Source organism: Nocardia sp. NPDC057668, assembly GCF_042799795.1.
GTDB lineage: Bacteria > Actinomycetota > Actinomycetes > Mycobacteriales > Mycobacteriaceae > Nocardia.
The window spans coordinates 1,286,958-1,305,159 of sequence record NZ_JBHVIC010000002.1 but is presented as its reverse complement, the minus strand read 5'-3'; the positions used below and the strand labels follow the sequence as shown (position 1 = coordinate 1,305,159).

Sequence of the window (18,202 nt, the reverse complement as noted above, 5' to 3'; positions counted from 1 at the left end):
GCCCGGTCAGATCGCCATGGCCAGGCGGACGTCGGATTCCGCGCCCGCGCCGCCCGCTCCCTGGGAGGTGATGCGTCCCGATTGCAGCACGTAGTACTGCTGCGCGGCCTGCAGCGCGAAGCCGATGTGCTGTTCCACCAGCAGGACGCTCAGCCCGCCGCGATTGGTGAGATCGATGATGGTGCGCTCGATCTCGGCCACCACCGAGGGCTGAATGCCCTCGGTCGGCTCGTCCAGGATCAGCAGCTTCGGTTCGGTGATGAGCGCGCGGGCGATCGCCAGCTGCTGACGCTGACCGCCCGAGAGCAGTCCGGCCTTGCGGGACAGCAGTTCCCGCAGCGCCGGGAACAGGTCCAGCGATTCGGCGATGAGCTCCTTACCGCGCTTGCGCCCGTCGGCCACCACCTGCAGGTTCTCCATCGTGGTCAGCTGCCCGAAGGACTGCTGACCCTGCGGCACGTACGCGATGCCCTGCTTGACCCGCCGCGACGGGGACAGCTTGGTGATGTCCTTGCCGTCGAAGCGGATCTTGCCGGCCTTGGCGGGCAGCAGGCCGACCGCGGCGCGCAGCAGCGAGGTCTTGCCCGCGCCGTTGTGGCCCATGATCGCCACCACACCGTCGTCCGGAACCGTCAGCGTCACACCGTGAATCACCTCGGTGCGCCCGTAGGCGGTGTGAATGTCAGTGATCTCCAGCATGCGCTGCCTCCTCGGCGTCGGAGCTGTCGGCGGCGGGCAGATGCCCGGCCGCGGCGGTGCCGAGGTAGACCTCCTGCACCTTCGGATCGGCCTGCACCTGTTCGACGGTGCCCTCGCTCAGGACCTTCCCGCCCGCGAGGACGGTCACCGAGGTGGCGAAGGCGCGCATGAAGTCCATGTCGTGCTCGACCACGATGACGATGCGGTCACCGCCGATGCGGCGCAGCAGGTTTCCGGTCTCCTCGCGCTCCTCGGCGCTCATGCCCGCGACGGGTTCGTCGAGCAGCAGGACCGAGCAGTTCTGCACCAGCAGCATGCCGATCTCCAGCCACTGCTTCTGTCCGTGCGCGAGCACCCCGGCGGGCTTGTCGCGCAACGCGGTCAGGCCGGTGATCTCCAGGGCCTCCTCGATCGCGGGCAGCACGCTCTTGCGCCTGCGCAGCAGCGTGAGCGCCGAACGCCCGGACCCGGCCGCGATGTCGAGGTTCTGCAGCACGGTGAGCTGCTCGAACACGCTCGCGGTCTGGAAGGTGCGGCCGACGCCCAGGCGGGCGATCTGATGCACCTTGCGGCCGATGAGCTCGTGCCCGGACTTCTGCGCGGAACCGGTGGCCGCGGCCAGGCCGGTGATGGCGTCGATGAGGGTGGTCTTGCCCGCGCCATTGGGGCCGATCAGGAAGCGCAGATCACCCTGCAGCACGGTGAGGTCCACGTCCTGCACGGCCTTGAAGCCGTCGAAACTCACGGACAGGCCGCGAATTTCGAGGTATTCGCTGTCCATGCCGGCGTTGCCGCCGAATTTGGGTTCGTGCACGGCGGTGGTCATGCCTTCACCTTCTCCTCGTCCGCGGGGGTTTCGGATGCGTCGGCATCGGTGTCGGCGGCCGTGCCGGTCTTGCCGTCGGCCGATTCCACCGGTGCGCCCGTGGACAGCACCGAGGCGGTGATCGATTCACCCGCGGTGGCGCCGCCCTTGAACGGTCGTACGCGACCCGCCAGATGCTTTGCCAGCGGCCCGAATCCGGCCAGACCGGCGGGCAGGAAGCCGACGACCACGATGAACAGCAGGCCCTGCAGGTAGGTCCAGCCCGAGGGGAACTCCTCGGACAGCGCGGTCTGCGCCCAGGCCACGCCGATCGCGCCCAGCACCGGGCCGAGCAGGGTGGTGCGGCCGCCGATGGCGACGCCGATCAGGAACGCGATGGACGGGACCACGCCGATGTCGGCGGGGGAGATGATGCCGACGATCGGGGTGAACAGCGCGCCCGCGATACCGGCGAAGAACGCGGCCACCACGTAGGCGACGATCTTGATATTGGCCGGGTCGTAGCCCAGGAAGCGCACGCGCTCCTCCTGATCGCGCACCGCGACCAGCAGTTCGCCGTAGCGGCTGTTCATGAGCTGGCGCGCGATGGCGACCACCACCAGCAGCGCGCCCGCGGCGATGAAGAACAGCATGCGGCGGTTGACCGGATCGTCCAGGCGGAAACCGAAGAACGTGCGGAAGTCGCTCAGGCCGGTGAAGCCGCCGATGGTCTGCTGACCGGTGAGCAGGATCGCGAGCGCGGCGGCCAGCGCCTGGCTCAGGATCGCGAAGTACGCGCCCTTGACCCGGCGCTTGAACACCCCGTAGCCGAGCACCGCGGCCACCGCGGCGGGCAGCACCAGGATGCCGAGGATGGCCACCGGTGCGGAGGCGAAAGGCTGCCAGTACGAGGGCAATTCGGAGATGCCGGAGATCACCATGAACTCCGGGACGTCCTCACCGGCGCTGGCGGCGTCGGCCATCTGCATGTACATGGCCATGATGTACGCGCCGATGCCGAAGAACACGCCCTGCCCGAGGGTGAGCATGCCGCCGCGGCCCCAGGCCAGGCCGATGCCGACCGCGACGATGGCGAAGCACAGGAATTTCGCGAGCAGGCTGAGGCGGAAGTCGCTCAGCACCGCGGGGGCGATGCCGAAGAGAATGATGGCGGCCAGGGCGAAACCGCCGGCGGCCTTGAACGGAGACAGTGCGCCCAGGCGCTGCAAGACACTCATGCCAGGCTCCTCGTGCGGACGGTGAACAGGCCCTGCGGGCGTACCTGCAGGAAGATCACGATCACCACGAAGACGATCACCTTGGCGACCGACGCGGTGGTCGAGTATTCGACGAAGGAATTGAGCAGGCCCATGCCGAAGGCCGCGATGACGGTGCCCTTGATCTGCCCGAGGCCGCCGATGACCACCACCAGGAAGGCGTCGACCAGATAGGACTGCCCGATGGTGGGGCTGGTGGAACCGATCAGGGTGAGCGCGACGCCCGCGACCGCGGCCAGGCCGGAGCCGATGAAGAAGGTGCTGATGTCGGTGAAACGCGAAGAGATGCCCGAGGTTTCGGCGAGGCTGCGGTTCTGCACGACGGCCCGGATGCGGCGGCCCAGCGAGGTGGTCTTGAGGGCGGTGGCCAGCGCGATGACCGCGCTCACCGCCAGGATCATGATGAAGATGCGGGTCTTGGGGACCACGGTGCCGGCGATCTCGATGCCGCCGGTCAGCCAGTCCGGGGCCACGACGTTCTTGGCGGGGGCGCCGAAGATGTCGCGGGCGATCTGCTGCAGCACCAGGCCGACGCCGAAGGTGACCAGCAGGGTGTCCAGCGGGCGGTCGTACATCCAGCGGATCAGGCCCATTTCCAGGGCCGCGCCCAGCAGGCCGCCGACCAGGAAGCCGGCGAACAGGGACACGATCAGGGCGACGCCGGTCGACGATATGACCTGCTGCACAACGAATGTGGTGTAGCAACCGGCCATGATGAACTCGCCGTGCGCCATGTTGATCACGCCCATTTGGCCGAATGTCAATGACAGGCCGAGCGCGGCGAGCAGCAGGATAGAGCCGAGGCTCAGGCCCGTGAACAGCTGTCCGACAGCGACTTCCATTGTGAATACCTCTGTGTTCTCGCGCGCTCGGGGTGGGGGGATCGGGTGCCGCGAACGCCGTCGGCGCTCCGGTACCGCCGTAACGGGCGGTGCGGGAGGTGAGTCCCGCACCGGCCGCCCCTCATAGGCGGTACCGAAGCGCTTACCGGCGCATCGTGACTACTTCAGGCCCTTGGCCCAGTCGTAGGACTTCAGGTACGGGTCCGGCACGATGGCCTTGCCCGAGTCCCAGACGGTGTAGATGAGGCCGTCGGCACGGATTTCACCGATGCGCGCGGTCTTGGTGATGTGGTGGTTGGAGCCGTCGATGGTGACGGTGCCCTCGGGGGCGTCGAAGCTCACGCCGTCGGCGGCGGCCTGAATGTCGGCCACGGCGAAGGACTTGGCCTTCTCCACGGTGTTCTTCCACAGGTAGACCGAGGCGTACGCGGCTTCCATCGGATCCGAGGTGGGCTTGTCGGCGCCGTAGGCGGCCTTGTAGTCGGCGACGAACTTCTTGTTCGCCGGGCTGTCGACGGTCTGGTAGTAGTTCCAGGCGGTCAGCTGGCCGACGATGTTCTGCGCGCCGATGCCCGCGACCTCTTCCTCGGCGATGGATACCGACACGACCGGCATCTCGGCGGCCTTGAGGCCGGCGTTGGAGTACTCGCGGAAGAACGCCACGTTGGAGTCGCCGTTCAGGGTGTTGAACACCGCTCCGGCCTTGGCGCTGCGGACCTTGTTGACGATGGTGGAGAAGTCGGTCGAGCCGAGCGGGGCGTAGTCCTCGCCCTTGATCTCGATGCCGTTGGCCTTGGCGTAGGCCTTGATCTCGCGGTTGGCGGTCTGCGGGAAGACGTAGTCGGAGCCGACCAGGTAGAGGGAGGTGACGCCCTTCTGCTTCAGGTAGTCCAGGGCCGGGACGATCTGCTGGTTGGTGGTGGCGCCGGTGTAGAAGATGTTCTTGCTGTCTTCCAGGCCCTCGTACTGGACGGGGTAGTAGAGCAGGTTGTTCAGGTTCTCGAACTTGGGCTTCATGGCCTTGCGGCTCGAGGAGGTCCAGCCACCGAACACCGCGGCGACGCAGTCGGAGGAGATGAGCTTCTCGGCCTTCTCCGCGAACGTCTTCGGGTCCGAAGCGCCGTCCTCGAGCACCAGCTCGATCTTCTTGCCGAGCACGCCGCCGGCGGCGTTGATCTGCTCGACAGCCAGCTTGGTGGAGTTGGCGACGGTCACCTCGCTGATGGCCATGGTGCCGGTGAGCGAGTGCAGCGACCCGATCTTGATGGTGTCCTTGGAAGTGTCCACGCACGACTTGGCGTTCGACCCGGACGCGGTGTCGCTGTCGCGCGACCCACAGCCGGTGATCAGCACCGCGGAAAGCGCCAGCGCCGTCGGGATGGTGATCGCCTTGATCAGGCGCCGCGAGCGATCTCGGCGGATGGAATCTTGCATGGGGCGGACCCTTCTCACTTCACGGTGTTCGGCCCTGACCGAACCTGCCCGGCGACGCCGCGTGCGCCGCCAACCTTCTGTGCGAATACCGCCGCGTATACAACGGCTGTATTCGTGGTGCGAACGGTAAACGGGAAGTGTTGCGCCGGAATGACTCTCGGTGACAGTCCGATTGCCTATGTTTCAGCGGCGTGAATTTAGGCTCACCGCAGCGTGTTCGGGTCGCGGAGTTTCGGCTATCACCGCAGGTGAGTACCTGTTTCGAAGATCGAATTACCGATCCGCCGACCTGACGGCCGAATTTCCGCCGCGGTGAGAAGCCTTACCCGGAGGTAACAAAAGCGGCCCGGCCGCGGCGGTCGCCGCGGCCGGGCCGCTGGGGTCCGGTGTTCAGTTTTCGCGCCCTAGGGGACGCGGCACAGCCAGCCGTCCTGGAGGTCCGAGTTGGGGACCGCCGCGCCGGCCGCGCCGCCCAGGGCGGAGCCGATCAGGGCGCCGATGACCGCGGTGAAGGGCACCGCGATCAGGCCCAGGCCCATGGTGGCGATGGCGATCGCGAAGCCGATCACGCCGCCGGTGAGGGCGCCGGCCGCGCCGCCCAGGCCGACACCGGTCTGGATGCTGCGCTGGCGGGGCGAGGACGGGGTGCAGTCGCCGTAGGGGCGGAAGACCGGTTCGGCGACCAGCGTGGCGCCGTCCTCGGAGATCTTCGGCTGCAGGGCAACGGTATTGGCGCCGTCGTTGATCGCCAGCGGGAGCGTGGCGGTGACCGCGCCCGCGGCGTCGACGACCTGCACGCCGGTCTCGGTGAGGGCGAAGGTTCCGCCGACGAGGGTGGCGGTGACCGTCTTCGCGGTCTCCGAGCGGGTGATGTCGTAGCGCACGCCGTGCTCGGTGCCCGCGAGGGTGGTGACCGAGGTGTCCGCCGGGGCCGGAGCCGCGTACGAGATTCCCCCGGTGATCGCCGTGGCGGAAATGGCCAGAATGGCCGTCGCGGCGAACTTTCTGATCTGCATCGTGTGTGTGGTTCCTTTGTTCTCCCCGACGCGGCCTGGATGCCGCGGGAGAGAACGTAACACTGTGAACCGACAATGATTCAAATCCCGGGATTCGGTGAATGGGTCACCGGATCGGTCACTGAATGACGTACGGGGAGATGGAACTTCGGTGTTCGCTGATGTCGAGGGATTTGCCGAGCGGCGGGAACGCGCGCTGCGGGCAATTGGAGCGTTCGCACACGCGGCAGCCGGCGCCGATCGGGGTTGCCTTGGGCTCGTTGAGATCCAGGCCGTCGGCGTACACGACGCGATTGGCATGGCGGAGTTCGCAGCCCAGGCCGATGGCGAAGACCTTCGACGGTTCGCCGTACCGGGTCGCGCGGCGTTCGACGGTGCGCGCCACCCACAGGTATTTGCGCCCGTCCGGCATCTGGGCGATCTGGGTCATGATTTTCGCGGGATAGGCGAAGGTCTCGTAGACATTCCAGAGCGGGCAGGTGCCGCCGCTGGAGGAGAAGTGGAAACCGGTGGCGGACTGGCGCTTCGACATATTGCCGGCGCGGTCGACGCGGACGAAGGAGAAGGGGACCCCGCGCAGGCGCGGTCGCTGCAGGGTGGACAGCCGGTGGCAGATGGTCTCGTACGACTGGGTGAAGAAGGCCGAGAGCCGCTCGATGTCGTAGCGGTAGTCCTCGGCCATTTCGTGGAAGTGCGTATAGGGCAGGACCGTGGCCGCCGCGAAATAGTTGGCCAGGCCGAGTTTGGCCAGGACTCTGGATTCGGCGCTGGAGAAATTGCCCTCTTCCACCAGCTTCTCGATCAGCTCGCCGCATTCGAGGTAGGCGAGTTCGGCGGCGAGTTTGAACACCCGCTGACCGCCGGACAGATGGGGCGCGATCTCCAGCCGGCGCTGCTCGGGGTCGTATCTGTGCAACACCCCGTCCCCGAGGTCGATACGCTCGACGATCTGCACCCCGTGCGCGCTGGTGAGTCTGCGCGCGATCTCGCGTTTGAGATCGCCGCCGTGGAAGCGCATGCGATTCGCGAGTTCCTCGGCGGCGGTATCCAATTCGTGAATGTAGTTCTGCCGCTGATAGAAGTAGTCGCGCACTTCCTCGTGCGGTTTGGAGATGGCCCCCGAGCCGCTGCCGTCGGAGAAGCGATCCTCGGTCGCCGCGGCCAGCTGCGCGGTCGTATTGCGATAGCGGCGATGCATATTCACCATCGCGCGCGCCAAACCCGGGTGCGCGGACACCATTTCGGCGATCTCCTGGGCGTCGGCCTCGATGCCGAGCTCCTGATCCATCACCACTTCCTGAAGCTCGGCGATGAGCCGGGTGTCGTCCTGGGAGGAGAAGAATCCGGCGTCGACGCCGAACACTTCACTGATTCGCAGCAGCACCGGTACGGTGAGCGGGCGGACGTCGTGTTCGATCTGGTTGAGATAGCTGGCCGAAATCTCGAGCTTCTTGGCGAGCGAGACCTGACTCAGCCCGCGCTCGGTGCGCAACTGCCGCAGCCGTGCGCCGACGAAAGTCTTGGCCATGCGCCCAGTTTATGGGCGAATTAGCAGGCTTGCCAACCCGGAATTAGCAGCACATCTGCGCTATCTGTCACACCGCCGGGTTACCGTCGAACGGTGCTCTTGTCCCGAGTAGTTCAAGCGTCACAGTCCGCCCGTGCCACGTCCTCCCGCAAAAAGAAGACAGCCGCCTTCGCCGAACTGCTCGCCGACGCCGATCCCGCGGAATTGGCGCAGGTCGTCGCGTGGATTTCCGGCGAGCTGCTGCAGGGCCGCATCGGCGCCGGGTGGCGCACGCTCACCGCGATGGAGGTCGAGCCGGCCGCCGCGCCCACCCTGACCGTGGCCGCGGTGGACCGCGCATTCACCGACCTGGGCGCACTCACCGGCAAAGGTTCGGCGAACGACCGCCGCGACCTGCTCACCGAACTGTTCACCACCGCCACCGCGGCGGAGCACGATTTCCTGCTGCGCCTGCTGACCGGGGAGATGCGCCAGGGCGCGCTCACCGCGGTGGTCGCCGAGGCCGTCGCGGCCGCGTTCGAGGTGCCGATCGCCGACGTGCGCCGGGCGCACATGCTCTCGGGCCGCCTGCCGGTCACCGCGCTCGCAGCGCGCACCGGCGGGGCCGCGGCACTGGCCGCGTTCCGGCTCGAGGTCGGGCGGCCGATCCAGCCCATGCTGGCCTCGCCCGGCCAGGCCCTGGACGCGGTGCTCGCCGAGTTCGACGGCGCGGTGAGCGTCGAGCACAAGATGGACGGGGCGCGGATCCAGGTCCATCGCGACGGGGACCGGGTGTGGGTGTTCACCCGCACGCTGCGCGAGATCACCGGCGCGGTACCCGAATTGGTCGAGCTGGTACGGGGATTGGACTGTACGAGCGTGGTGCTGGACGGGGAAACCCTGGCCCTGAACGACGCGGGCCGCCCGCGTCCCTTCCAGGAGACCATGAGCAGGTTCGGGGCGACCACCGCCCAGGAACTGCTGCTGCACCCGTACTTCTTCGACTGCCTGCACCTGAACGGCGCGGACCTGCTCGACGCGCCCCTGCGTGAACGCCGGGCCGCGCTCACCGAAGTGGCCGGGGGACTGAGCATTCCGGCGCTCATCGCCCCCGACGCCGAGGCCGCGGCCGAATACTTCGACGGCGCCCTGGCCGCGGGCCACGAGGGCATCATGATCAAGGCCCTGGACGCCCCCTACGCCGCCGGCCGCCGCGGCCGCGCCTGGCAGAAGATCAAACCGACGCACACCCTCGATCTGGTGGTGCTGGGCGCGGAGTGGGGGTACGGCCGCCGCACCGGATACCTGTCGAATCTGCACCTGGGCGCGCGCGATCCCGAGGGCGGCGAGCCGATCATGGTCGGCAAGACCTTCAAGGGCCTGACCGACGCGCTGCTGCAGTGGCAGACGGCGGAGTTCCCGCGCCACGAGCGCGAACGCGACGACCACACGCTCTACCTGCGCCCGGAGCTGGTGGTCGAGGTGGCCATCGACGGGGTGCAGGTCAGCCCGCGCTATCCGGGCGGGGTGGCGCTGCGCTTCGCCCGGGTGGTCCGCTACCGCCCCGACAAGGAACCGGGCGACGCCGACACGATCGACGCGATCCGCGCCCTGCTCCCCGAAACCCCGCTCGCGGCAGCGGAATCCGCGCGGGACTGATTCGCTGCTGATCCAGGGCGAAGTTCTCCCGCCGCCCGCGCGTCCGGCCCGCACGACAGCACCCGGCACGGCTGGCGTCGTTCCACTCGGCCGCCCGCAATTGCCGTGGCGGGATCCGATTCCCAGCCAACTCCCAGCCGGAACTGGGCTCCTTCGGAGGATTCGCGGGCAGGATTCGGGTGTCGAAGTTCGGATTCGGTGGTCAGGCGACCGGAGCGGGCACGCTGCCACCGCGTTCGCGCGGATACCGCCCCGGTCCCGCCGCATCCGGCTGCGATGGTGGAACGCGCTGCTCCACCGGTGTTGCCGGGGCGCCCACTTCCTCGCTGGGCGCCCCCGGCAACACGATTCGGTCAGTACTCGTATTCGCGATTGCCGGTCAGGTTGGGCAGCCTGCGCCTGCCCGCCGCCAGATCCCCGGCGAGGTGTTCGTAGGCGGTGGCGAGTTCGGTCAATCGCAGCGCCGCGTCGTTCACCGTGTCCTCCGGTGCGTTGGCCAGGGTCAGGTAGGCCAGCGCCGAGAACTGCGCGAGGCGGTCCACCACGGTCCCGACGGTTTCGGTGTGCAGGTGCGCGTCCCGTGCGGCCTTGGGCATTTCGATCGCCACCCACCGGTCGATGTCGAGCACCATGCACGCCCGATCGTGATCGATCCGCCCGGTCGCCCCCGCCGCCGCCGTCAACCGCCGTTCGTGCAGATCCGCCAATAACCCCGCGCAGCGCAGTACCGGATGATCTTCGGGGGGCAAACCGCGACAGGCTTGAAGCAACAATTGTTTCGGCGGAAGCAAAGGCACGGCGGCCAGTTTGCCCCGCGAATGTCTCCGAATGGCAACGGCATTCATTCCCACCACAACCGGCACTCGGTGTCATGCGGCGCCCTCTGATCCGCGATTTCCCCCGGCGGGAAGGCCGCCGTGTGGGAGCCTGGAGCGGAGTCGATCGACCGGGCCGCGGCATGCCGGCCGTGTCCGCACAGCGGCGATCCGCTCCGGCGTCATGCGGCGTGGTGGTCTCGGGTTCTCTTCCGAGGGGTGCGGACCCGAGTCTCCCCGTCCGGCCGGTCGCCCCGGTTCGGCGCGACCGGGGGAACAGGGGGTTGCGCCGGGCGGTCCGACGTGGACTAGCTAGTGCGGTGATTCTCACCGTGACCATGAATCCCGCGTATGACATGACGTATCGGGTCGAGCATTTCGAGCGGGGGCGGGCGCATCGGGTGGCGTCGGTGGATCAGCGCATCGGGGGGCGCGGGATCAATGTGAATCGGGTGCTGAACCAGCTGGGCAAGTACGCGCGGGCCACCGGGTTCTCGGACCATTCGTTCGCGGCGGCCGCGGAGCTGGAGATGTCGGTGGATTTCGTGCACGCGCTGCCGTGGGTGCGCCGGACCGTGGTGATCAGCGAGTCCGCCGACGGCACCGCCACCGCTCTGTGGGAGCCGGGACCGCGCATCTCCGAACCGCACGCGGTGGATCAACTGCGCGTGCGCGTGTCCGGGATGCTGTCGGACATGAGCGGCATGGTGATCGCGGGCTCGCTTCCGCTGGGCGTGGATCCGGGCCTGCCCGCGGAATTGGCGCGGACCGCGGTGCGGGCGGGCGTGCCGACCATCTGCGATCTGGACGGCCCGGCGCTGGAACTATCGGCGCGGGTGCCGGGCGTGGTGCTCATGCCCAATACCGAGGAACTGGAACGGCTCACCGGTAAACCGGCCGGGACCGTGCCGGAACTGCTGGCCGCGGTGGATCCGCTCATCGTGGGCGGCGCGGCGGCGGTCATCGTGACCCGCGGCGGTGACGGCATGGTCGCGGTCACCGGCACCCGGGCCTGGTCCGCGGCGCTGCCGGAACCCTTGGCGGGCAACCCCACCGGCGCGGGGGACGCCGCCGTCGCGGCCGTCATCGCCGGACTGTCGGCCGCGCCGGCCCCGCACTGGCCCGCCCTGCTCACCGACGCCGTCGCCACGTCGGCCGCGGCCGTCGTCATCCCGGTCGCCGGGGAAATCGACCGGGTGCTGCGCGATCGGCTGGCGCCGACGGTCCGCGTGCGCGAACTGGAACCGGTGGCCGCCCGCCGGTAGGAAGCGCCGGCGCCGGGTGGACGCGGCGGCGTGGTGACAACAATCCGGCCGGTCGGCGGGGTAAATTCGGCGGGATGTCGGAGCTGGGAATGCCGCCCGATCCCGGGTTGGAAGTCGGCGACACCTATAGAATGCCGCGGGTCGTGCGCGCGGCACAGGTCTTCGCCGTGCTCCTGGCGGTCATCGGTGTGGTCTGCACGGCTACCTCCGGGTGGTTGCTCGGCACCCCCGCCGCGATCCAGACGGCCCTGCCCTTCATTCCCGCCTGGCTCCTGGGCCTGGTCGCCCTGACCTTCAACTCGGTGGGCCAGTCCGTGCGCATCGGCGGCATCCTGCTGGCCGTGCTCACCATGCTCTGGACCGTGCCGTCCATCACCGAGGGCCGGCCGCCCGGGCCGCTCGGGCCGGCGATCGCACTCGTGGTGATCGTGCTGCTGTTCCGGCGCGAGGCGCGCGATTGGTTCGAACCCGCCGGGTGGTGAGTTCCCGGTAACCGGATCGGCCGCCCGCGGGTAACAATCACGAAATCTCTTGGGCCGATTCGCAATCTGCGCGCAATTGCGGACTCCTACTGTTGCCCTATGAGTTCGGAAGCTGCTGCCCCATGAGTGCGGAAATCGATCCGGTGCGCGCGGGCTCGCAGGACCCGGACGGGCCCGGCACGGGAGTGCACATCTCCGGGCTGAGCAAGGTCTTCGGGTCCGGAAAACGCGCCGTCACCGCCCTGGACGCCGTGGAACTGCGCACCGCGCAGGGCGCGTTCCTGTCCCTGCTCGGCCCCTCCGGCTGCGGAAAGTCCACCATCCTGCGCATTCTCGCGGGCCTGGACACCCCGACCGCGGGCACCGCGCTCATCGACGGCAAGACCCCGGCGGAACTGCGGCGCGGGCACGACTTCGGCATCGCCTTCCAGGACGCCGCGCTGCTGCCCTGGCGCACCGTCGAATCCAACATCAAGCTGCCCCTGCAGGTGACCGGTCTGCCCGCCGATCCGGCGCTGGTGGCCGATCTGATCCGGCTGGTCGGCCTCGAAGGGTTCGAGAAGGCCAAGCCCGCCCAGCTCTCCGGCGGTATGCGGCAACGGGTTTCGATCGCCCGCGCCCTGGTCGTCAAACCGCGCGTGCTGCTGCTGGACGAACCCTTCGGCGCGCTGGACGACATGACGCGCCAGCGCCTGAACCTGGAACTGCTGCGCATCTGGACCGAACGCCCGGCCACCACCCTCATGGTCACCCACGGCATCGCCGAAGCGGTGTTCCTGTCCGACGTGGTCGCGGTCATGAGCCCGCGGCCGGGCCGGGTGGTGGAACTGGTGGAGATCGACCTCCCGCGCCCGCGCACCCCGGACATGATGCGCACCGCGGAGTTCCACAAGCTCTGCGACTACCTGTCCGAACTGCTCTTCGGGCGTGGCGGGCACGGCGGGGTGGTGACCGGATGAGCGCCGTGCGCCGCGCCGCCGCCGGCCGCTGGGGCGGGCTCGCGGGCCTGCTCGCCCTGATCGGGGCCTGGTGGCTGCTGGCGGCGCTGCGCGTCGCCAACGGCACCGTGCCGAGCCCGTGGCAGGTGGTGCACACCATGTACACCGACGGCTGGGCGCTCTACGGCCCCAACTTCCGCGTGACGGCCTGGGTCGCGCTGCAGGGGTTCCTGTGGGGCAACGTGCTCGCCATCGCGCTGGCCGTGCTGGTGCTGCTGATTCCGCCCATCGAGATGCTGGTCACCCAGCTCGCCATTCTCAGCTACTGCACCCCGCTGCTGGCGCTGGGCCCGCTCATCCTGGTGGTGTTCGGCGGGCGCACGCCCTCGGTGTTCCTGGCCGCCATGTACTGCTTCTTCACCACGATGGTCGGCACGGTCGCGGGCCTGCGCTCGGCCGACGCCGCGAGCCTGGACCTGATCCGGGCCTACGGCGGCGGACGCTGGCAGGAGCTGCGCCGCGTGCGCCTGCTGGCCGCGCTGCCGAACACCCTGGCGGCCTTGAAGATCGCCGCGCCGTCGGCGGTGCTGGGCGCGATCATCGGGGAGTACCTGGGCGGGGTGGACAGCGGCATCGGCATGGCGCTGACCGCCGCGCAGAACCAATACGAGGTGCCGCGGGTCTGGGGTATGGCGCTGGCCGCGGCGGCGCTGGCCGGGCTCGGCTACGCCGCGGTCGCGCTGGTGGCGCGGTTCGTCGTGCCCTGGACCCGGGTCGATCAGTGGTGAGAGAGGCGATCACGGCATGAGCAGGACCCTGAACGTACTGCGTCCCATCGGGAAATTCCTGCTGCCCCTGGTGGTTTCGCTGCTGTTGCTGATCGCGCTCTGGTACGGATTCCTGGAGCTGTACCCGCAGGTAGGGCTGGTCGGCAAGAGCCCCGGCGATGTCTGGGCCTATCTCATGACCGGCCCCAACTCCGCGGGCGCCCGCCGGGTGATCTTCGACGAGATGCGAATCACCCTGCGCGACGCGGGAATCGGATTCCTGGCCGGGATGGGCGGTGCGCTGGTGGTGGCCGCGCTGTTCGTCGGCGTACCGGCGCTGGCCCAGGTCTTCATGCCGGTGGCCATGCTGCTGCGTTCGGTGCCGCTGGTCGCCCTGACCCCGATCATCGTGCTGATCTGCGGGCGCGGGCTGCTGGGGGTGGCCGCCATGGCCGCCATCGTCGTGTTCTTCCCCGCGCTGGTCATGATCATGACCGCGCTGCGGGCCGCACCGCGCCAGGCCATGGAACTGGTGAGCGCCTACGGCGGCTCGCAGTGGACCGCGCTGCGCCTGGTCGCGGTGCCCGCCGCGCTGCCCGCGGTCTTCGCCGCCGCCCGCGTCTCGGTGCCGGGTGCGCTCATCGGCGCGCTGCTGGGCGAATGGCTGGGCAGCGGAAGCGGATTGGGAGCGGGGTTGATCCGCGCCATACCCACGTTCCAGTACAACCGGCTGTGGGCTTCCATCGCCCTGGTGACGGTCGTGTCGGTGGTGCTCTACGCGATCGTCGGGGTGCTCGAGAATCTGGTGCTGGCGCGGTTCGCGCCGCAGCGCGGGCGAAACTGAGGCGGGCAGTTCCCGTTCTCGATGCGAGCGCGAATAGCTTTGTGCCGCACGAGTTAACCTGCCGCATACAAATGAGTGCGGGAAAGCAAAATATTCGAAATCGAAACGCCCTAGATTCTGTTCATGAGTCGTAATTCCCGGCCGCTGTCGGCCGCACTCCCGGCCGTGGATCGGCGATCCTTCCTGCGCTACGCCGGCTTCGCCGGTCTCGCTCTCGGCGGTGCGAGTGTGCTCGCCGCCTGCGGGGACGACGCCGCCGGTCCGGGCAACGGCACCGTCGACGACGGATCCAAGTACGGCAGCGTCGCGGTGCAGCTGTCGTGGCTGAAGAACATCGAATTCGCCGGCGAGTATTTCGCCGATTCCAAGGGCTATTACAAAGAAGCCGGTTTCGGGGCGAGCAACCTCATCGCGGGCGGCGCGGCCAGCACCTCGGTGGAGGCGGGCCTGAGCACCGGCAAGATCTGGATCGGCATGTCCGCGCCGCAGACGACCGCGCCCGCCGTGCTGGAGGGACTCGACGCCAAGATCGTCGGTGCGACCTATCAGAAGAACCCGTTCTGCATCGTCAGCGCCGCGGGCAAGGCCATTCGCACCCCGCAGGAGATGAAGGGCCGCCGGATCGGCGTGCAGGACACCAACCAGCTCATCTTCAACGCCCTGCTCACCGCCAACGGCATGACACCGTCCGACGTCACCATCGTGCCCGCGCAATTCGATCCGACCCCGCTGGCCAACGGTGAGGTGGACGGCTGGGTCAGCTATGTCACCAATGAGCCGATCACCTTGGCCGCCAAGGGTTTCCAGAACTTCAACTTCCTGTTCGCGGACTACGGGCTGCCGCTGGTCGCGGAAACACTGACCGTGCACCGGAACACCATCGACAACGAGCGCGACAAGCTCAAGGCGTGGCTGCGCGCCGACATCCGGGGCTGGCAGGACGCCATCGCCGATCCGGCCGAATCCGCCCGCCTGGCGGTGGAGGTGTACGGCAAGGATCAACAGCTGGATCTGGCGATTCAAACGCGGGAAGCGCAGGCGCAGAACGGTTTGCTGGTCTCGCCCGACACGCAGGCCAACGGGCTGTTCACCATGACCGACGACCTGATCGCGCGGAACATCGCGGCGCTGGGCAAGGCCGGGATCACCATCGAGGCGGACCGGCTGTTCGATCTGTCGGTGCTGAAGGAGGTCTACGCGGAGAACCCCGGCCTGAAGAAGTAGCCGGGTCTAGGTGACCAGGGTGGCGTGCCGGCGCGAGCCACCCGCGGCCGACAGCGGTTCGGCGGTCGTGCCGTTGCGCGCGGCCAGCATCTCCGCGGTGACCGCGACCGCCGTCTCGGCGGGGGTGCGCGCGCCCAGATCCAGGCCGGCGGGCGCGTGCAGCCGGGACAGGGTGTCATCGTCGAAACCGCCCGCCTGCAACGCTTCCAGGCGGCGTTCGTGCGCCGGGCCGCCGCCGAGCGCGGCCAGGAAACCCAGCTCGGGCAGGCGCAGCGCGATGGTCAGCAGCGGAATCTCGAACTTGGCGTCGTTGGAGACCAGCACCACCGCGGTCGAACGGTCGATCTCGCCCGCCGCGGCCAGGGTGTTCAGGTACCGGTGCGGCCAGTCCACCACCACCTCGCAGCCCGGATACGCCTCGGCCGAGACGAAGGTCGGGCGGGCGTCGCAGACCGTCACCCGGTAGCCGAGCATGCGGGCCTGGATGGCCAGTGCGCCGGCAATGGCGTTGGCGCCCATGATGATCAGGCGCTGCGGGCGGACGAACGAGGAGACGAACACGTCGGAATCGGGGAGCGAGACCAATTCGGTGCCGTGCTTGCGATCGGTGATGAGGTGCTGGCCGATCACGTCGGGATCCGAATGCCACACCACGGTGAACACCGTCACCTGCCGTTGCGCGGCGATATCGGCTGCCACGTCGGGGAATTCGGGGAAATGCCGGCGGGAGAACGGCTCGGTGAAGACGTCCAGGGTGCCCACGCAATCCGAGCCCGCGTCCAATCCGCTGCCCGGGCCGAAACGATGCAGGCCGCGGCGGCCGGTGCGCGCGGACTCCAGGGCGGCCTCGTAGGCCGCGGCCTCGGCGCAGCCGGCGGAGATCGATCCGAAGGCCCGGCCCTCGGCGTCCACCACCATCGCGGCCCCGATCGGCAGGGGGGTCGAACCGACCGTGCGCACCAGCGTGGCCAATCCCCCCGTGCGTCCGCTGTGCCATACCCGTAGTAGGTCGTCGACGATATCGCGCATGTCTCAGCTCCCGATCACCGTGTGCCGCACGGGTAGTCCCGATCGATCCCCGACGCGAGATCATCACACGTGACGCACACCATATCCGTTCGGCCGTCCAAATAAGTGGCCGCCCCGGAATTTCCCGCCGCACCGGCCAGCGCTCCAGCCCAGTGCGCGCGGCCCAGAATCACCGGGTGCCCGGGCCGGCTATCGAACAGCGCACGCGCGAGCCCGCTCGTGCTCGCGCGCGCGGCCGTCAGCACCCGGGCCACGACCGCACCGCCCACATCGGGGGTGTCGACGGGCATGATCGCGGCGTACGCCGCCGTGCCGAGCCGTGGCCGCCGCGAGCCGTGTTCCGGTGCGGCCGCGCCGAGGTGATCGGCCGCGGCGACGGCGGCCAGGCCCGCGCGGAACGAGGCGCTCACGCCGACGGCCCAGTCCGCGGCCCACACCGGGTGGGCGCCCGGCGGCACGGGGATGCGGGGGGTTTGCGAGACGAGCGGCGCCGCGCCGGGGCCGGATTCGTCGTCGTATCGCGCCGGACCCGTCGCGCCCAGCACCACGAACACCCGCTCGCAACCGCCCGCGCGCAGCGCGCGCACCGCGGACGCCAGCCACGCGCCGTCCTCGGCCAGCGCTTTCGGCATACCGAAGCGCGAACCGGAACCCGCGGCCAGCACGATGCCATCGCAGTGTTCGGGTGTCATGCGGGCAGGGTAGCGCCGGATGCCGCGCTTCGCCCCTCGAGTGGCGGACCCGATTGCCATGGCCGATGCTGGACACGATGACGGACACCGGGATAGGCCTCGACGCCTTCGACGCGCTGCCGGACACGGCGGCGGAGAACCTCCTGCTGAGCTGCTGCTCCTCGCCCGCGTGGGCGCGGGCGGTGGCGAACGGGCGACCGTACGGCACGCTCGCGGACCTGCTGGCCGCGGCGGACCGGGCACTCGACGCGCTGGACGAGGACGAGATCGATCGTGCGCTCGCCGGGCACCCGCGCATCGGGGATCGCCCGGACAACGCGAACTCCGCGCGCGAGCAGGCGGCTATGAGCGACGCCGACACCGCCGTGCGGGCCGCGATTGCCGAGGGAAATCGCGCGTACGAGGCAAGATTCGGGCACGTGTATCTGGTGTGCGCCACCGGGCGGACACCGGCCGAGCTCCTCGCGATCCTGCGCGAGCGGCTCGGCCACGAACCAGCGGTCGAAAGGCGGATCGTGCGGACGGAATTGGCGGAGATCAATCGGATCCGGCTGCGGCGGCTCATCACCCCGGGGGTGGCGGCATGAGCTCACTGAGCACGCACGTGCTGGACGCGGTGAGCGGACTGCCCGCGTCGGGCGTGGCGGCCACGCTGTTCGACTGGGACGGTAAGGAATTGGGCACCGGCGTCACCGACCGCGACGGGCGGATCGCGAATCTCGCCGACGACCTCGCCATCGGCAACTACCGGCTGCGCTTCGCGACGGGGGAGTACTTCGCCGGGCAGGGCGTCGCGGCGTTCTATCCCGAGGTGAGCATCGCGTTCACCATCGCCGAATGGCGGCACCATCACGTTCCGCTGCTGCTGTCGCCGTTCGCTTACTCGACCTATCGGGGGAGCTGACCC

19 protein-coding genes are annotated in these 18,202 nt (G+C 69.0%); 9 read left to right on the top strand and 10 right to left on the bottom strand.

The features are described from left to right. Positions 1-6: 6 nt before the first annotated feature. From urtE to ramB, 7 genes are all read right to left on the bottom strand, one after another. Positions 7-699 (bottom strand): urea ABC transporter ATP-binding subunit UrtE, encoded by a 693-nt coding sequence (gene urtE, locus ACFVBH_RS18490; RefSeq protein ID WP_354991461.1) that lies wholly within the window; start codon positions 697-699, stop codon positions 7-9. Beyond that, positions 683-1,525 carry an urea ABC transporter ATP-binding protein UrtD gene (gene urtD, locus ACFVBH_RS18485; RefSeq protein ID WP_379002703.1) on the bottom strand — a complete coding sequence of 281 codons (843 nt, stop codon included), beginning with the start codon at positions 1,523-1,525 and terminating at the stop codon, positions 683-685. The genes urtE and urtD overlap by 17 nt, the downstream gene beginning before the upstream one ends. Continuing rightward, entirely contained in the window at positions 1,522-2,742 is a 1,221-nt protein-coding gene (gene urtC, locus ACFVBH_RS18480) for an urea ABC transporter permease subunit UrtC (RefSeq protein ID WP_379002701.1), read from the bottom strand. The genes urtD and urtC overlap by 4 nt, the downstream gene beginning before the upstream one ends. Beyond that, positions 2,739-3,623: an urea ABC transporter permease subunit UrtB gene (urtB, locus tag ACFVBH_RS18475; RefSeq protein ID WP_354991464.1), complete on the bottom strand. Its 885-nt coding sequence runs from the start codon at positions 3,621-3,623 to the stop codon at positions 2,739-2,741. The genes urtC and urtB overlap by 4 nt, the downstream gene beginning before the upstream one ends. A 159-nt stretch (positions 3,624-3,782) precedes the next feature. Beyond that, on the bottom strand, positions 3,783-5,057 hold the full coding sequence (gene urtA, locus ACFVBH_RS18470; protein WP_354991465.1) for an urea ABC transporter substrate-binding protein: 1,275 nt from the start codon (positions 5,055-5,057) through the stop codon (positions 3,783-3,785). A gap of 404 nt (positions 5,058-5,461) precedes the next feature. Continuing rightward, positions 5,462-6,073, bottom strand: a complete 612-nt coding sequence (locus ACFVBH_RS18465; protein ID WP_379002698.1) for a hypothetical protein — start codon at positions 6,071-6,073, stop codon at positions 5,462-5,464. Positions 6,074-6,191: 118 nt separating this feature from the next. Continuing rightward, complete coding sequence (ramB, locus tag ACFVBH_RS18460) at positions 6,192-7,601, bottom strand: acetate metabolism transcriptional regulator RamB (protein ID WP_354990136.1); 1,410 nt, start codon at positions 7,599-7,601, stop codon at positions 6,192-6,194. Between the two features lie 93 nt (positions 7,602-7,694). On the opposite strand from ramB, the gene ACFVBH_RS18455 reads away from it, so the two are divergent. Beyond that, entirely contained in the window at positions 7,695-9,239 is a 1,545-nt protein-coding gene (locus ACFVBH_RS18455) for an ATP-dependent DNA ligase (RefSeq protein ID WP_379002695.1), read from the top strand. A 353-nt stretch (positions 9,240-9,592) separates the two neighbouring features. Here ACFVBH_RS18455 and ACFVBH_RS18450 read toward each other — a convergent pair whose 3' ends face one another. Next, entirely contained in the window at positions 9,593-9,988 is a 396-nt protein-coding gene (locus tag ACFVBH_RS18450; protein ID WP_354990138.1) for a DUF4254 domain-containing protein, read from the bottom strand. A gap of 386 nt (positions 9,989-10,374) precedes the next feature. Between ACFVBH_RS18450 and ACFVBH_RS18445 the strand changes: the two genes are divergently transcribed. The 6 genes from ACFVBH_RS18445 (at position 10,375) to ACFVBH_RS18420 (ending at position 15,574) form a co-directional block, all read left to right on the top strand. Next, a complete protein-coding gene (locus ACFVBH_RS18445) occupies positions 10,375-11,319 on the top strand; it encodes a hexose kinase (protein WP_354990139.1) in 945 nt (314 codons plus the stop codon). 74 nt (positions 11,320-11,393) lie between these two features. Then, complete coding sequence (locus ACFVBH_RS18440; protein ID WP_354990140.1) at positions 11,394-11,801, top strand: hypothetical protein; 408 nt, start codon at positions 11,394-11,396, stop codon at positions 11,799-11,801. 122 nt (positions 11,802-11,923) lie between these two features. Next, positions 11,924-12,760, top strand: a complete 837-nt coding sequence (locus tag ACFVBH_RS18435; RefSeq protein WP_354990141.1) for an ABC transporter ATP-binding protein — start codon at positions 11,924-11,926, stop codon at positions 12,758-12,760. Continuing rightward, positions 12,757-13,527 (top strand): ABC transporter permease subunit, encoded by a 771-nt coding sequence (locus tag ACFVBH_RS18430; RefSeq protein ID WP_354990142.1) that lies wholly within the window; start codon positions 12,757-12,759, stop codon positions 13,525-13,527. The genes ACFVBH_RS18435 and ACFVBH_RS18430 overlap by 4 nt, the downstream gene beginning before the upstream one ends. 16 nt (positions 13,528-13,543) lie before the next feature. Then, positions 13,544-14,350 carry an ABC transporter permease subunit gene (locus ACFVBH_RS18425; protein ID WP_354990143.1) on the top strand — a complete coding sequence of 269 codons (807 nt, stop codon included), beginning with the start codon at positions 13,544-13,546 and terminating at the stop codon, positions 14,348-14,350. Between the two features lie 123 nt (positions 14,351-14,473). After that, a complete protein-coding gene (locus tag ACFVBH_RS18420) occupies positions 14,474-15,574 on the top strand; it encodes an ABC transporter substrate-binding protein (protein WP_354990144.1) in 1,101 nt (366 codons plus the stop codon). A gap of 6 nt (positions 15,575-15,580) precedes the next feature. On the opposite strand, the gene ACFVBH_RS18415 is transcribed toward ACFVBH_RS18420, so the two are convergent. Both ACFVBH_RS18415 and ACFVBH_RS18410 read right to left on the bottom strand, forming a co-directional pair. Next, the gene (locus ACFVBH_RS18415; protein ID WP_354990145.1) at positions 15,581-16,603 is read right to left on the bottom strand and encodes an XdhC family protein; all 1,023 of its coding nucleotides are present in this window, start codon (positions 16,601-16,603) and stop codon (positions 15,581-15,583) included. Positions 16,604-16,617: 14 nt separating this feature from the next. Next, positions 16,618-17,295, bottom strand: a complete 678-nt coding sequence (locus ACFVBH_RS18410; RefSeq protein WP_379002689.1) for an NTP transferase domain-containing protein — start codon at positions 17,293-17,295, stop codon at positions 16,618-16,620. Between the two features lie 77 nt (positions 17,296-17,372). On the opposite strand from ACFVBH_RS18410, the gene uraD reads away from it, so the two are divergent. Next, positions 17,373-17,882: a 2-oxo-4-hydroxy-4-carboxy-5-ureidoimidazoline decarboxylase gene (gene uraD / locus ACFVBH_RS18405; protein ID WP_379002687.1), complete on the top strand. Its 510-nt coding sequence runs from the start codon at positions 17,373-17,375 to the stop codon at positions 17,880-17,882. Next, positions 17,879-18,199 carry a hydroxyisourate hydrolase gene (gene uraH / locus ACFVBH_RS18400; RefSeq protein ID WP_354990148.1) on the top strand — a complete coding sequence of 107 codons (321 nt, stop codon included), beginning with the start codon at positions 17,879-17,881 and terminating at the stop codon, positions 18,197-18,199. The genes uraD and uraH overlap by 4 nt, the downstream gene beginning before the upstream one ends. Positions 18,200-18,202 lie beyond the last annotated feature (3 nt).